Source organism: Kibdelosporangium persicum (genome assembly GCF_013280595.1).
GTDB lineage: Bacteria > Actinomycetota > Actinomycetes > Mycobacteriales > Pseudonocardiaceae > Kibdelosporangium > Kibdelosporangium persicum.
This window is the reverse complement of record NZ_JAAATY010000034.1, coordinates 1-12,836: the sequence shown is the minus strand read 5'-3', so window position 1 is coordinate 12,836 and position 12,836 is coordinate 1. Positions and strand designations below refer to the sequence as shown.

At 67.8% G+C, this 12,836-nt stretch carries 15 protein-coding genes and 2 tRNA genes; 10 read left to right on the top strand and 7 right to left on the bottom strand.

The window, feature by feature from the left end; translation table 11 throughout:
- Nucleotides 1-11: 11 nt before the first annotated feature.
- Nucleotides 12-461: an excalibur calcium-binding domain-containing protein gene (locus GC106_RS38885; protein ID WP_173140955.1), complete on the bottom strand. Its 450-nt coding sequence runs from the start codon at nucleotides 459-461 to the stop codon at nucleotides 12-14.
- A 141-nt stretch (nucleotides 462-602) separates the two neighbouring features.
- On the opposite strand from GC106_RS38885, the gene GC106_RS38880 reads away from it, so the two are divergent.
- Nucleotides 603-1,613, top strand: a complete 1,011-nt coding sequence (locus GC106_RS38880) for a polyprenyl synthetase family protein (RefSeq protein WP_173140953.1) — start codon at nucleotides 603-605, stop codon at nucleotides 1,611-1,613.
- Here the strand turns inward: GC106_RS38880 and GC106_RS38875 are convergent.
- Entirely contained in the window at nucleotides 1,606-2,667 is a 1,062-nt protein-coding gene (locus GC106_RS38875) for a DUF1906 domain-containing protein (RefSeq protein WP_173140951.1), read from the bottom strand. The genes GC106_RS38880 and GC106_RS38875 overlap by 8 nt on opposite strands.
- Before the next feature lie 108 nt (nucleotides 2,668-2,775).
- Here GC106_RS38875 and GC106_RS38870 point away from each other — a divergent pair, with 108 nt between their 5' ends.
- Nucleotides 2,776-3,525 (top strand): sulfite exporter TauE/SafE family protein, encoded by a 750-nt coding sequence (locus tag GC106_RS38870; protein WP_173140949.1) that lies wholly within the window; start codon nucleotides 2,776-2,778, stop codon nucleotides 3,523-3,525.
- On the opposite strand, the gene hisC is transcribed toward GC106_RS38870, so the two are convergent.
- Nucleotides 3,515-4,585: a histidinol-phosphate transaminase gene (hisC, locus tag GC106_RS38865; protein WP_376777811.1), complete on the bottom strand. Its 1,071-nt coding sequence runs from the start codon at nucleotides 4,583-4,585 to the stop codon at nucleotides 3,515-3,517. The genes GC106_RS38870 and hisC overlap by 11 nt on opposite strands.
- 150 nt (nucleotides 4,586-4,735) lie before the next feature.
- On the opposite strand from hisC, the gene GC106_RS38860 reads away from it, so the two are divergent.
- The 7 genes from GC106_RS38860 (at nucleotide 4,736) to GC106_RS38830 (ending at nucleotide 9,931) form a co-directional block, all read left to right on the top strand.
- Nucleotides 4,736-5,407 carry a dienelactone hydrolase family protein gene (locus GC106_RS38860; RefSeq protein ID WP_173140947.1) on the top strand — a complete coding sequence of 224 codons (672 nt, stop codon included), beginning with the start codon at nucleotides 4,736-4,738 and terminating at the stop codon, nucleotides 5,405-5,407.
- Between the two features lie 25 nt (nucleotides 5,408-5,432).
- A complete protein-coding gene (locus GC106_RS38855; protein ID WP_173140945.1) occupies nucleotides 5,433-5,873 on the top strand; it encodes a hypothetical protein in 441 nt (146 codons plus the stop codon).
- Complete coding sequence (locus GC106_RS38850; protein WP_173140943.1) at nucleotides 5,870-6,958, top strand: hypothetical protein; 1,089 nt, start codon at nucleotides 5,870-5,872, stop codon at nucleotides 6,956-6,958. The genes GC106_RS38855 and GC106_RS38850 overlap by 4 nt, the downstream gene beginning before the upstream one ends.
- Entirely contained in the window at nucleotides 6,951-7,703 is a 753-nt protein-coding gene (locus GC106_RS38845) for an ESX secretion-associated protein EspG (protein WP_173140941.1), read from the top strand. The genes GC106_RS38850 and GC106_RS38845 overlap by 8 nt, the downstream gene beginning before the upstream one ends.
- Before the next feature lie 9 nt (nucleotides 7,704-7,712).
- Entirely contained in the window at nucleotides 7,713-9,662 is a 1,950-nt protein-coding gene (locus GC106_RS38840; RefSeq protein ID WP_173140939.1) for an acetoacetate--CoA ligase, read from the top strand.
- A 67-nt stretch (nucleotides 9,663-9,729) separates the two neighbouring features.
- A tRNA-Ser gene (locus GC106_RS38835) sits at nucleotides 9,730-9,818 on the top strand.
- Between the two features lie 37 nt (nucleotides 9,819-9,855).
- Nucleotides 9,856-9,931, top strand: a tRNA-Arg gene (locus GC106_RS38830).
- A gap of 690 nt (nucleotides 9,932-10,621) precedes the next feature.
- On the opposite strand, the gene GC106_RS38825 is transcribed toward GC106_RS38830, so the two are convergent.
- Together GC106_RS38825 and GC106_RS49970 are read right to left on the bottom strand one after the other, a co-directional pair.
- Entirely contained in the window at nucleotides 10,622-11,071 is a 450-nt protein-coding gene (locus GC106_RS38825) for a hypothetical protein (RefSeq protein ID WP_173140937.1), read from the bottom strand.
- 58 nt (nucleotides 11,072-11,129) lie between these two features.
- Nucleotides 11,130-11,471 carry a NucA/NucB deoxyribonuclease domain-containing protein gene (locus GC106_RS49970; RefSeq protein WP_173140936.1) on the bottom strand — a complete coding sequence of 114 codons (342 nt, stop codon included), beginning with the start codon at nucleotides 11,469-11,471 and terminating at the stop codon, nucleotides 11,130-11,132.
- A 144-nt stretch (nucleotides 11,472-11,615) separates the two neighbouring features.
- On the opposite strand from GC106_RS49970, the gene GC106_RS47195 reads away from it, so the two are divergent.
- Nucleotides 11,616-11,912: a hypothetical protein gene (locus tag GC106_RS47195; RefSeq protein ID WP_217281502.1), complete on the top strand. Its 297-nt coding sequence runs from the start codon at nucleotides 11,616-11,618 to the stop codon at nucleotides 11,910-11,912.
- Nucleotides 11,913-12,243: 331 nt separating this feature from the next.
- Here the strand turns inward: GC106_RS47195 and GC106_RS38810 are convergent, their stop codons facing one another.
- A complete protein-coding gene (locus GC106_RS38810) occupies nucleotides 12,244-12,423 on the bottom strand; it encodes a hypothetical protein (RefSeq protein ID WP_173140934.1) in 180 nt (59 codons plus the stop codon).
- A gap of 35 nt (nucleotides 12,424-12,458) precedes the next feature.
- Nucleotides 12,459-12,836 (bottom strand): RHS repeat-associated core domain-containing protein (locus GC106_RS38805; protein WP_173140932.1); only part of this gene is annotated, 378 nt, incomplete at its 5' end.

Here is a 12,836-nt window from a genome sequence, read left to right as displayed (position 1 = left end):
CGCCTGTGGTTCTACCGCTCACAAGCGACACCGTCACGGTCGTTGTCGAGCTCCTCGCGGTAGCCCGGATGGCCGCGGTGCATGGGTGCCGCGCCAAGGAGCCTGGCGGTGTGGCAGTTCGGGAAGTACACCGGAATCCGCGGGACGGTGATGGTGATCGTCCACCGCCGCGCGTCCGGCGGGTCGTTCCTGGACGGCGGCGCCGACGGCGGACGTTGCCGCGGCTGCGCGTTCGTCGGTGTGGCCGCCGGTGGCGGAGCCGAGGTGGCCTGGCTGATCGTGGTCGCGTCCAGCGTCGGCGTCGCGATGATCGGGCTGCCCACCTCGGGGACGTGGTCAACTGTCGCGAACGGCTGCGACCTGAACCTGTTGACGCCTGACGGGTCGTTCATCAGTACCGCGCCGACGACCGCGACCGCGGCCGTTCCTGCGGCGATCCAGTGCCACGGTCTGCCACCCATAGCCGTCCTAACCGGTTTGGTTACCGGACAGATCCCCGGCAGGGGTCCCAGCGTTACAGCGCGGATCTCCCTCCTGCGAGGGATTGCCCTCGCTCCACCGGCCGATGTGCCGGGACCTGCGGCAAGGTGACCGTGAACGCTATGAACACAACCGCCGCGGCCCGGCTTTCCAGTCCACGCGCGATCATCGAAGCGGTCGACGACGAGCTGGCCGCAACCCTGCGCGGCCAGCTTGACCAGGTCGAGGTCCGGCTGCGGGACACGTTGCGGGATTCACAGAACGCGTTTCTCAGCCAGGCCGCGGCGCATCTCATCGACGCCGGTGGCAAGCGGTTCCGGCCGATGATGGTGTTGCTCGGGGCCCAGTTCGGTGAATCGCGCACGGACAAGGTGCTGGACGCGGCGGTTGTGGCCGAACTCGTGCACGTCGCGACGCTGTACCACGACGACGTGATGGACGAGGCGCCGATCCGGCACGGCGTGGTCACCGCCAACACCAGGTGGAGTAACACCGTCGCGGTGCTGCTCGGTGACTATTTGCTGGCCAGGGCGGCAGATCTGGGCGCGAGCCTCGGTGATTCCGCACTGCGCCTGCAAGTTCGTACGCTCGGTCGGCTCGTTCGGGGCCAGATGGCCGAAACCGTCGGCGCCCCACCGGGGGCGGATCCGGTCGGGCACTGCCTGCGGGTCATGTCGGACAAATCGGCTTCCCTGATCGCGATGGCGATCCGGCTCGGCGCGATGGTCGCCGGCGCGGACCCCGATGTGGTCAGCGCCTTGGACCGGTACGGCGAGCTGATCGGCATGGCGTTCCAGATCTCCGACGACGTCCTCGACATCGAGGCGCACGAGCGTGATCTCGGCAAGGCCCCCGGAACCGACCTGCGCGAGGGGATCGTCACACTGCCGGTGCTCTATGCGATCGAGCACGATCCGGCCATCGCCGCACTGGTCGCCGAACCGATCACCGACGACACGCGCCGGGCCGAGGTGATCGGCATCCTGCGGGCGTCACCCGGGTTACGGCGGGCGCGGCAGGAGGCGGATCTGCATGTCCAGCGGGCCAAGGACATGCTCCACGACCTGCCGGACATCCCCGCGCGGGCGGCGCTTCTCGCGTTGTGTGAGTTCGTCACGGGAAGAACTACTTGAGTTCCAGGTAATTGCTGTCGATGTTGATCGTCACGCCGTTGTACGACTCGTCGTGCCCGCCGAGGAACTGGTGGGTCCGCCGGTCCGGCCACAGCTCGGCGGGCAGGAACCGGCCACCGTCCACATTCGCCTGGCCGTTCCACCAGGCGAACCAGATATGGTCCGGCCGCGAGTACGCGCGGTTGTCGTAGTTGCGCACCAGATCCGAGATCCCCGAGCCGGCGCTGCTGTACACGCCGGACTGGTAACCGAGTTCCCGCAGCTGGTCCGTCCAGCCGCTCAAAAACGACATCACAGCGGCGCTGCACGGCTCGTCGCCCATGTTGTACGCCTCCATGTCGTTGTAGATCACGGTGCCTGGGCTCATCCCCAGCTTCGCCGCGTGCGCGACCGCGTCGGCCGCGCCCTCCCGGCCCTGTCGGCGCGCGATGTCCTGGTCCAGGTCGACCCGGTGCCGGTAGGACGTACAGGGTGCTTGCAGACCGACGTAGGTCGGAATCAGGTGCCAGCCCTTGCCGACCTGTTTGCCGACCCAGCCCGGGGTGAGGTTCGGCTGAGCGCACGCCCGGTGGATGCCGCCGATGTACACGCCGATCGCGCGGAACTGTGAGCCGAGCCACGCGTCCATCGCGCTCTGCGACGGTGCCGCGCACGCGTCGAACCCCAGTCCTGTGTAGACACCGGGCTGGACGGTCTTCACCCCGCCGGGCGGAACGGCTTCGTCGGCGCGCTTGGCCAGCGCGGCGTAGCGCTCACCCGTCACCGTGACCCGCGTCCGGTCACCCACCGGTTCGATCAGCACGGCGTCGGTGACATGGCCCGCTCCGCCGGCGGCACAACGCTGGTCCGGGCCCGGGGTGCCGAGGTACACCGCGTTGCGGTCGAACCGGACGCATTCGGCCGGGTGCTCGGCCAGGTCGATCACCGCCCACCCGGCGGGCACGTCCAGTTCGTACCCGCGGTAGCTGACCGTGCGCTCGGCAGTGGCGGCGGCAGGGCCGGTCAGAGTCGCGGCGAGCGTGATCACGCCCACAACGGCGGTCGACGCGCGCATGCAGATCACTTCCCGATGGTCACTCTCCGTGTAGTCCTCTGGCCATCTTCGGTGATCCTCACGACCTCGGCCACTCGGGAGCCCCGGGCACGTGTCACGATCCCCGGGATGACTCCCTTCGAGGCGACACTGGTCGCACTGGCCGGCGTGTGTGCCGGGGCGATCAACACGGTCGTCGGTTCCGGCACGCTGATCACCTTCCCGGTGCTGCTCGCGCTCGGTTATCCGCCGGTGGTGGCCAACGCGTCCAACAGCATCGGGCTGGTGCCGGGCGGTGTGGCCGGGGCGATCGGCTACCGCAGGGAGCTGGCCGGGCAAGGCAAACGCTTGCTCCGTCTGGGTGGTGCGTCCTTGCTCGGTGGTGTGACGGGAGCGTTGCTGCTGCTCGTGTTGTCACCGGACGTGTTCGAAGCGGTCGTGCCGGTCCTGATCGTGATCGCGTTGAGCCTGGTCCTGGCGCAGCCGTGGTTGTCCCGCAAGCTCGCCTCGATGGAACGCCACGAGCACGGCGGTGTCAGCGCCATCGCCGCCACGTTCGGCGCGGGCGTGTACGGCGGCTATTTCGGTGCCGCGCAAGGAGTTCTGCTGGTCGGCATGCTCGGCGTGCTGATGGACGAGCGGCTGCAACGGCTGAACGCGCTGAAGAACGTGCTGACCGCGGGCGTGAACCTGGTCGCGGGCATCGTCTTCGTGGCGATCGCGGACGTCGACTGGTGGGTGGTGCTGATGATCGCGGCGGGCTCCACCGTCGGCGGCGTGCTCGGGGCCAGAATCGGCCGGAGGCTGCCGCCGACGGTCCTGCGCGGGCTGATCGTCCTCGTTGGACTGGTCGCCGTGGTGCTGCTGGTTATCGACTGAAGGACTTGGCCGCGGTGAGGAAAACGTCGTTCTCCTCCGGTGTGCTGATCGTCACGCGGGCGCCGTCGCCGACGAACGCCCGTACCACGACCTTGTGCTCAAGGCAGTGGTCGTTGAACTCGGCGGTGCGTTCACCGAGCGGGAGCCACACGAAGTTCGCCTGCGTCTCAGGCACTTCGTAACCCGCGGCGATCAGCTCGTCGCGTACCCGGACACGTTCGCCCTTGATCTCGTGCACCCGCTGGAACAGTTCGTCTTCCGCGTCCAGCGAGGCGATCGCGGCCGCCTGCGCGAGGTGGTTGACGCTGAACGGCACGTAGACCTTGCGAACACCGGCGGTGATCTCCTCGGAGGCCGCGCAGTAGCCGACTCGCAGACCGGCCAGGCCGTACGCCTTGGAGAACGTCCGCAGCACGGCGATGTTGTCGCGTTCGCGCAAGTAGTCGATGCCGTCGGTGGCGTCCGGGTCGGTGACGAACTCGAAGTACGCCTCGTCCAGCACAACGAGCACATTGGACGGCACGGCGTCGAGGAACCGGTCCAGCTCGGCCTTGCGGACCAGCGTGCCGGTCGGGTTGTTCGGCGTGCACACGAACATCAGCCGGGTCCGCGGTGTGATCGCCGCGATCATCGCGTCCAGGTCCAGCGCGTGGTCGTCGGTCAGCGGCACGCGGACCTGCTTCGCGCCTACGACCTGCGTCACGATCGGATACGCCTCGAACGACCGCCAGCCGAACACGACCTCGTCCGCCGCGGTGCAGGTCGCCTGGATCAGCTGCTGGCACAGGCTCACCGACCCGCACCCGACGGCGATTTGTGTCTCGGGCAGGCCGAGCTTGGCCGCCAGCCGCGCGGTGAGCTCGCCCGCGCCCATGTCCGGATAGCGGTGGGCCTGCATGGCCGCGTCCGCGATCGCCTTCGCCACGCTGGGCAGCGGCCCGCCGGAGACCTCGTTGCTGGCCAGCTTGATCGCCCCGGGAATGCTCCGGCCCGGCACGTACGACGGCAGCGTCGCCAGATCGGCACGGGCCCGAACGCTCGTCACTTCAGGTTCACGCACACGCGCACGGTAACCCCCCGGCGGCGGGCGACGCGCCGAAATTTGGACTGGGAGGCGATATTCCGGGCTCTTGCTGGACGGTCTATCGTGATTGGCTCGTCTGTTTGGTCACGTTGACTGATGTTCACCCCTACGTGATTGGGTGGAGCCATGACCGAGACACGCACGGAGAAGTTCCAGCTCAAGGACGGTCGGTCGGCTGTGCTGACCGTCGCGGAGCCGGAACAGGTCGTCCGGGGCGGCCTGGTGGTGTTGCACGAGGCCGGCGGTGTGACCGGCACAGTGCGCCTGTTGGCGAGTGCCCTCGCCGCCGAGGGGTGGCTGGCCGTCGCGCCGCACCTCTACGACGACTCCCTGCCACAGGAAGAGCAGGTCAGACAGCTTTCCGGGGACGCGGTGCTGGCCGCGAGCGACATCGCCTTCGCCGTGCTGGCCGAGCGTGGCATCACCGCGGACCTGATGGGCGTGGTCGGCTTCGACCTCGGCGGTACCGCCGCCATGGTGGTCGCCGCCGAACGGTCCATCGGCGCGGCCGTGAGTGTCGGCGCCTCCGGCGTGATCCAGCCGGTCTCGACGGCTCTGCCGCCGTTGGTGGAGGTGGCCGGTGACCTGAAGTGCCCGTGGCTGGGCATCTACGGCGACCAGGACGACGTGATCCACTCGTCCGAGGTGGAGAAACTCCGTGATGCGGCGGCCGGTGCGCAGGTGGCGACCAACGTGGTGCGCTATCCCGGCGCCGGGCACCGGTTCGACGCGGACCCCGGCGCCGGGACCGAGGCCTGGCACCGGACACTGAACTGGTTCGATGCGCACCTGAGGTAGGCCCTTCCTGGGTATCGTGCGCGACATGGCGGAGAAACCCAAGCCGACACCCGCTTTCTCGGCACCGGCCGCCGGGCTCGCCCCGGTCGCCGGCCAGGTGCAGGAGACCAAGCGCAAGGCCGAGGTCGAAGGGCTGACGCTGGATCCCGCGGCGGCCAGTGCGCTGCTGGCGACCGTCGCCCGGCTGCGGGAACGGGTGGACGACCTGGTCGTCGAGTGCGCCGACCTGGACCAGCCGTTGAAGTTCGGCGCCAACTTCGTCGGCCGGACCGTGGCGGACCGCTTGCAGCACACCGCGTCCGGCGGGAACTCGTCGGTCACGCCCGTGCTGACGGCGTTCAGCAAGGTGCTGGCGGATCTGCAGTCGGTCATCCAAGTCGCCTCCGGCCGGTACCTGGTGACCGACGAAGACGCCGCCAAGAAGCTGCGGACGTTCATGTCGCCGTTCGGGCTGGAGGCACGATGACGATCCAGCCGATGCCGTGGCCGGAACCCGAACCGCAGCCGAAGCCTGGCGAAGACGCGTTGTACGACGACGTGGACTGGATGACCTTCAGCCACGAGCAGCTCTACGACATGGCACACCAGGGGATCGACGTCGCGGGCGCCAACGCGGTCGCCGCGAAGTGGTCGGTGCTCGGGATCGCACTTCAGGAGATCGGCGACGAGCTGGCGCAAGCGCTTGCGATGTCACTCGACGCCTGGCAGGGCGCGGCCGCCGACCAGGCACGTGGCAGCCTGGCGGCGCTGTCCTCGTGGGCCACTGACGCGGGCATCACCGCCAAGGACGTCTCCGGCCTGGTGGCGCAGGAGGCGAGCAACGCGGAGAACGCGCGGCGCCACATGCCCGAGCCGGTGCCGACGTTCCGGCCCACCATCCCGCCGCCGCCACCGTCGACCACCAGCACGTCCCCGATGAGTGCGGCCTTCGAGTCCGCCCCGGACATCGTCAGGGACCCGCACGGACCGACTCACCAGCAGCACGCCGCGCACCAGGAAGCCGCACGCGTGATGCAGCAGTTCCAGACCGCCTCGCAGGAGGTCTACGGGACCGTGCCGCAGTTCTCGCCGCCGGTCACCCGCGGCGTGTACCGGGCTCCTGAGGAGCCTCCGGTGCCACCACCGCCCCAGCCGCCCCAGCCTCAGCCGCCCAACCCGCCGCCTCAGCCGCCGGCGCCTCCGGTCACGCCTCCGGCCGGTCGTGTGCCTGCCGGAGGCGGCGGTCCGTCCGCGCCGATCACCCCTGTTTCCCCTGTTTCGCCCGGTGAACAGCCTCCTGCCAGGCCGCTGACGCCGCCGCCCGGGGGCGTGGGAGCTTCGCCTCCTCCGCCCGCCGAGGAGGGGCGACCGGCTCCACGCGTGGCACCGGCCGCCGCATCCGCGGCGGGTGGTGGCATGAGCATGACGCCGATGGGTGGCATGGCGGGTGGTGGGAAGGAAGAGGACCAGGAGCGCAAGGCGCCGAAGTACCTGGAAGGCGACGCCGACCTGTTCAGCATCGCCGACCGGCTCGCGCCGCCCGTGATCGGGGAGGACACCAGCGGTGCGTGATCCGCGTTCCGGGTGGATCCAGTTGTCCGCGGCCGAGTTCGTGCTGCTCTGGACCGCCCTCGGGTTCGGCCCGGTCCCCTTGGCGCTGGGCATTCCGGCGATCGGCCGGACCACCAGGTCCCGGAAGGTCCTGATGGACGAGGCCTCGGCCACTCTCGTTGCCCGTGACCTCGGCACGGTGCAGGCGCCTGCTCGTGATGTCGTGGGTGTGCTGCGGCTGCTGGCCGAGCACCACACGCTCGTGGACATGACCGTCGACGGCCAGGATTCGTCGCTGGCTGCGATCGGTGCCTCTGGCCCTCGTGGCCACGCCGTGGCCGCACGCGTGAGCGACGAGGTCCGTGTCGGGCCGGTGGAGCGAGTCGTCGGCGCCCTGCTGGACGCCGTGATCCCGTTGCAGGCCGGTCCTGGCGCACCGACGAACATCCGTGCCGCGGACTACGAAACCGCGTGCGCTGAGGGCGTGTACGACGGGGTGTCCGGGTTCGTGCGGACCCTGACGGACAGCGGTGTCCGGCATACGGACGCCAGCATGGTCGCGCGGGCGTTGACCACTCGGCTGGGGGGTGGCCGGATCGGCGTCAGCCGTGGACGTGACCGAGCCCATATGTCCTGGGTGGACACTCCGGACGGGCGGTACGCGCTGCGTGCGGTCGCGGGATGGGTGAGCGTCACACCTGTTGACCCGTATCGGCTCGGTGCTATGGCTGACGAGATGGTGGTTTCCGTGTCGGCCATGAGCTAAGAACGGGGCATGACCACTCCAGAGTTGCTGTGGCAGCCCGACCCCGCAGCCGAGACCCGGCTGGCGGAGTTCCGTGCCTGGTTGCGCGCCAACCGTGATCTCGACCTGCCCGACTACGACGCGTTGTGGCGCTGGTCGACGACGGACCTGACCGGGTTCTGGGGCGCGGTGGCCGAATTCCTCGGAGTGATCTTCCACTCGCCGCCGACAGCCGTGCTGGGCTCGTCCGCGATGCCCGGCGCGTCGTGGTTCCCCGGCGCGACCGTGAACTACGCCGAGCAGGCGCTGACCGGCCAGCCCGACGACGACCTGGCCGTGGTGTTCCACCGCGAGGACGGGAAGTCGTCGCAATTGACGTACGGCCAGCTGCGGGCCCAGGTGGCCGCTGTCCGGGCCTCGCTGATGTCACTCGGCGTCAAACGCGGGGACCGGGTGGTCGCGTTGGCGCCCAACTGCCCGGAGACCCTGGTCGCGTTCCTCGCGGCCGCGAGCCTCGGCGCCACCTGGTCGTCCTGCTCGCCGGACTTCGGCCCGCGCGCGATCGCCGACCGCTTCACCCAGATCGAGCCCGTGGTGCTGGTCGCGGTGAACGGCTACGTCTACGGTGGACGGTCGTTCGACGTCCGGCCGACGATCGACGCCCTGCGCGCCGACATGCCGAGCCTGCGCGCCACCGTGCTGATCGACTACCTGGACAACGCCGCGACCCTGCCGGGCACGGTTTCGTGGTCATCCCTGGTGCGGACCGAAGCGCCGCTGGAATTCGACGCGGTCCCGTTCGACCACCCGTTGTGGGTGCTCTATTCGTCGGGCACGACCGGCCTGCCGAAAGGCATCGTGCAGGGGCACGGCGGAATCGTCGTCGAGCACCTGAAAATGCTCGCGCTGCACAGCGACCTGGGACCGGGAGAACGTTTCTTCTGGTTCACCACGACCGGCTGGATGATGTGGAACTACCTGATCTCCGGCCTGATGGTGGGCTGCACGATCGTGCTGTTCGACGGTAATCCCGGATATCCGGACCTGACGGCGCTGTGGCGGCTGGCCGAGCGGCACAAGGTGACCTATTTCGGCACCTCGGCGCCGTTCATCCAGTCCTGCCTGAAGAACGACGTCAAACCGGCGGCACGGTTCGACCTGAGCGCGTTGCGCGCGATCGGCTCGACCGGCGCCCCGCTGGCGCCGGAGGGCTTCCGCTGGCTGGTGGACGAGATCGGCGGCGACGTCCAGATCTGCTCGGTCTCCGGCGGCACGGACCTCTGCACGGCCTTCGTGGCCGCGGCCCCCGAGGTCCCGGTGTGGCTCGGCGAGCTGTCCTGCCGGGCGCTGGGCGCGGCCGTGGCGGCGTACGACGAGGACGGCAAGGAAGTGATCGACCAGGTGGGCGAGCTCGTGATCACCGAGCCGATGCCCTCGATGCCGGTCTCGTTCTGGAACGACCCGACCGGTGAGCGGCTGCGCGGTTCCTACTTCGAGCCGTACCCCGGCATCTGGCGGCACGGAGATTGGATCAAAATCACACCCAGGGGCTCGGCGGTGATCTACGGCCGCAGCGACTCGACCCTGAACCGGGGCGGGGTCCGGATGGGCACGAGTGAGTTCTATCGCGTCGTCGAGGGCTTTCCCGAGGTCGCGGACTCCCTTGTGATCGACACCACGGGCGTCGGCCAGCCGGAGGGCGAGCTGCTCTGCTTCCTGGTCCTGACCCCCGGAAGCACCCTGCCGGACGTCGAACCCCGCCTGCGGGCCGAGCTGCGTACCGCGCTGTCCCCCCGGCACGTGCCCAACAGGTTCATCGAGGTGACCGAGGTCCCCAGGACGCTGAACGGCAAGAAATGCGAGGTCCCGGTCAAGAAGATCCTGGCCGGAGTGGCCCCCGACAAGGCCGTGAGCAGGGACGCACTGGCCAACCCGGACTCGCTGGCACCGTTCGTCACCCTGGCCTCCGGGGGCCGATGAGGGGGCCGCTTTATGAGCCTCCCAGGGCCCTGTAGTACTCTTCTCGCCGAAGCGGCCGAGGGCCCCGGGAGGCTTCGCCTAGTCTGGTCTATGGCGCCGCACTGCTAATGCGGTTGGGGATAACACCCCTCCCGGGTTCAAATCCCGGAGCCTCCGCAGGACGTTCGGCCTCGGCTGAGCGACAACTGAACATGCACCCGTAGCTCAACGGATAGAGCATCTGACTACGGATCAGAAGGTTAGGGGTTCGAATCCCTTCGGGTGCGCCACATATTTCCGCAGCTCACGCTCGCCTTCTGTTGAGGGCGAGCGTGTGGCTATGACAGCGGTGTAGCAACAGGGATGCCAGGCCGCGTTAAAGGGACATGGCGGTGCTCAGTCCCTAGCGGTTGCAGCTAACCGGCGTTCGAGACCTCCTTTCTCACCTGTTGGTGTGTCGACAGCGGTCACTGCACGATCGGGTGGTCTGCGGTGTCAGGTCTTGCGCTGCGCCACTTGTGCGTGAACGGTATGCGGCCGAGGCGACACGGCTACGGTTCGTGGTCGGGCGCTGCTCGTCCGGTTACCGATTGCGATGTGGAGAGTGCTCGTTGGGAGCGTTGCGAGCCGTCGACGAGCGCTGGACGGTGTCGGCGTTGCTGCAGCGATTCGAAGAAGCCCCGGTTACGCCAGTCCGATGACGCTCGACGGACGGCTGACGATCGCAGCGGCGCTGAGGTCTGATCGTCTTGCTGCGTGGCAATCGGTTCAGGTTTCATGCTGTTGCCGAGTGAGGGTGCGTTGGTGAGCTCGGCGCAGCAGGGCTACAAGGTTGTTTACCCATGTGACACCGAGTGTCCGAATCACTTCGAGGATGGCGTGTCCTGGCCGATTCTGCCTATGTCACTCGGTGTGGGCCTGGTCGCTTCCGGTGCTGCTGCGTGGTATCGCAACCGGCGGGCGACCGCCTCGCCGCGTACTCAGTCGACCGGCCAGAGCTGAATCAGCCATTCTTCCTGGATGTCGGTTTCGTACTCTTCTTCGTTGTCGGTGTCCAGGGTGGTGCGAAGCGACGCGCGGATGTGATGGGGCCCGGTCTTGACGAGGGTGAGTTGTTGCTCGGTTGGCTCGCCAGTGACCTGCCGCAGGCCAATTTCAGCGGAGTCGGGCTCGATGATGCCCTGGGCGACAGTCTGCCACGAGGTGTCGGGCTTGTCCGGTTCGACGTCCCATGCCTCCAGCCGCACCGGCACGTCCCGGTCGTTGGAGTCACTGTGGAATCTGGCGCCGCCGCGGCCGGCGACCACGCGCCATGGCGAGGTGGCGTCGACGTCGAGGGCGCCAGCTTGATGGAAACCGGCTGAATCTTGCAGTTGGAACTGGCTGTACTCGATGACGATGTGGTCGTTGACGACGGTGGTTGGGGGCACGGGTACCTCTGAAACTTCCGCGGTCCTGGGTTGGTGGGCGCCCACCTTTGTCGTCAGGTTATCGGACGACTACGTAGAAGGGATCGCCGTCTAGGATGTGGTCGCTGCCGAGCCATGTTCCGTAGAGGTTTCCTGCTGTTCCGTTGTGTGATGCGGTAATCGCTCGTACCGCAAAGGAGTCGAGCGCGTGTTCGTTGACCTTTGCCGCATTTTGGTACGTCGTCGCGAAGGGATATTCGTCGCACTCGCGTTTCGTGTTGTTGGGGCCGGACGTGTACTTTGCGCCGAAGTAATGACGACACGTCCTGCGGACCTTTCGACGGGACCCCGGGATGTTGCTGTTGATGTCGTATCGTGGCGCCAGCCGGTGTAGGGGCGAGTGACCTAGTCGGCCGGGCACCTGCTTTCCCTTGATGCCTGGTTTTGTCAGTGTAATATCGGTTTGGGCATCTCGGATGAATCTCGCAGACTCTCCGTATGTGGGGTCGTTGGCGTAGAACGTAACTGCTCGACTGGGACGCTGTGAAGTGGCGAACGGTCGAGGATGAGGTACGGCGGCTGCGGCAACGCGTCCTCGCTACCCGACGAGGCCCACTTCGGACCGCTGCGGCAGTTCACCCTGGCCAACTCCCAGCACCCCAACCACACCGTGCAAACCCGCGCGTTGCACGCCTATCTGCGCTGGCGCAACGCCAACGCCCGCCATCCCGAGGTGCTGGCCGCGCAACGCCGCGAACGCGCTCGCATCCGCAGCGAGAAGCACATCCGCTGGGGGCGGCCGCCCCATCCACGCAGCGGCCTGACACCCCGGCGAACGTATCCGGTCACAGCACTAGTCTGACCACATTCGTTCTTGGCACCTGGCCAAGAACGTTGCGGTTCCTGTGCCTGACGGCAACCGTGGCCGGCTTGGCGATGCTCGCCCTGTGGCTGCTGCCTATCGAGTTGCACACTGGGCCGATCCAGCTCAAGCGGCCATAGCCGCAGTACCTACGTCGCCGGCGTTTGCCTGGCGACGGTGAGTGAGTGGACCATGGTGTGTGTCGTCGCGTGCGGGCGGTACACCATGGCGTCACCTAGTTGTTGCGCCTGTTAGTTCGTCGGGTTTCGGCCATGCGCTGGTGTCGTTGCTATAGAGCCCGCAGGCGCCTTCCGGGGGCCCGGCATGCGCGCTACTGCGACTGCTTCCGTGCGTGTCGCCTGATCGTCACGAGTGACGTCACGAAGAGCACCGCCAGCAGGACAGCCATGATGATGAGGAACGGTGTCCGCTCAATGGCCGCCATGACGACAACGACCATCGTGGCCACCGCCCCGACGGTCAGGAACGCAATTCTCGTCTTCTTGTCCATGTGCAGACACCGCTCCTCACGTGGTTCTCATCTGGTTACGAACATGCCGATATCACTCCAGCCAGAGCGCCTATAAAGGCGTTCGTCGTGCCCACTGCCAAACCTGCGGTCACCCCAGCTGTGGCCGCGGTGGCCACATAGGTCGCGGTCGTCCCCAATATGGCCACGATCGCTACGGCGCCCGCTTTCTTGCAGGCGGACGATGCCGCTCCGGTCGGGTCGACGTTGTTGATCGGGTCGCACGTTGCGTAGTTGTAGGGGTTCCGTTCCTGCCCAGTGGGGTCCGGTTGGGTGAAGCGGCCCCAGTCCGGCTGGTAGTACCGGTATCCGAACAGCAGCGCACCGCGTTGGGTCTGGTACTGCCCGAGGTACTTCAGGTTGTTCGCGGCCGCGGCCGCCCCACTCGCGGTGGA

What these genes read in the sequence shown, in the direction of transcription:
- GC106_RS38885 (WP_173140955.1), bottom strand. Translation starts at nt 461, where the DNA reads ATGGGTGGCAGACCGTGGCACTGGATCGCCGCAGGAACGGCCGCGGTC.
- GC106_RS38880 (WP_173140953.1), top strand. Translation starts at nt 603, where the DNA reads ATGAACACAACCGCCGCGGCCCGGCTTTCCAGTCCACGCGCGATCATC.
- GC106_RS38875 (WP_173140951.1), bottom strand. Translation starts at nt 2,667, where the DNA reads ATGCGCGCGTCGACCGCCGTTGTGGGCGTGATCACGCTCGCCGCGACT.
- GC106_RS38870 (WP_173140949.1), top strand. Translation starts at nt 2,776, where the DNA reads ATGACTCCCTTCGAGGCGACACTGGTCGCACTGGCCGGCGTGTGTGCC.
- GC106_RS38860 (WP_173140947.1), top strand. Translation starts at nt 4,736, where the DNA reads ATGACCGAGACACGCACGGAGAAGTTCCAGCTCAAGGACGGTCGGTCG.
- GC106_RS38855 (WP_173140945.1), top strand. Translation starts at nt 5,433, where the DNA reads ATGGCGGAGAAACCCAAGCCGACACCCGCTTTCTCGGCACCGGCCGCC.
- GC106_RS38850 (WP_173140943.1), top strand. Translation starts at nt 5,870, where the DNA reads ATGACGATCCAGCCGATGCCGTGGCCGGAACCCGAACCGCAGCCGAAG.
- GC106_RS38840 (WP_173140939.1), top strand. Translation starts at nt 7,713, where the DNA reads ATGACCACTCCAGAGTTGCTGTGGCAGCCCGACCCCGCAGCCGAGACC.
- GC106_RS47195 (WP_217281502.1), top strand. Translation starts at nt 11,616, where the DNA reads ATGAGGTACGGCGGCTGCGGCAACGCGTCCTCGCTACCCGACGAGGCC.
- GC106_RS38810 (WP_173140934.1), bottom strand. Translation starts at nt 12,423, where the DNA reads ATGGACAAGAAGACGAGAATTGCGTTCCTGACCGTCGGGGCGGTGGCC.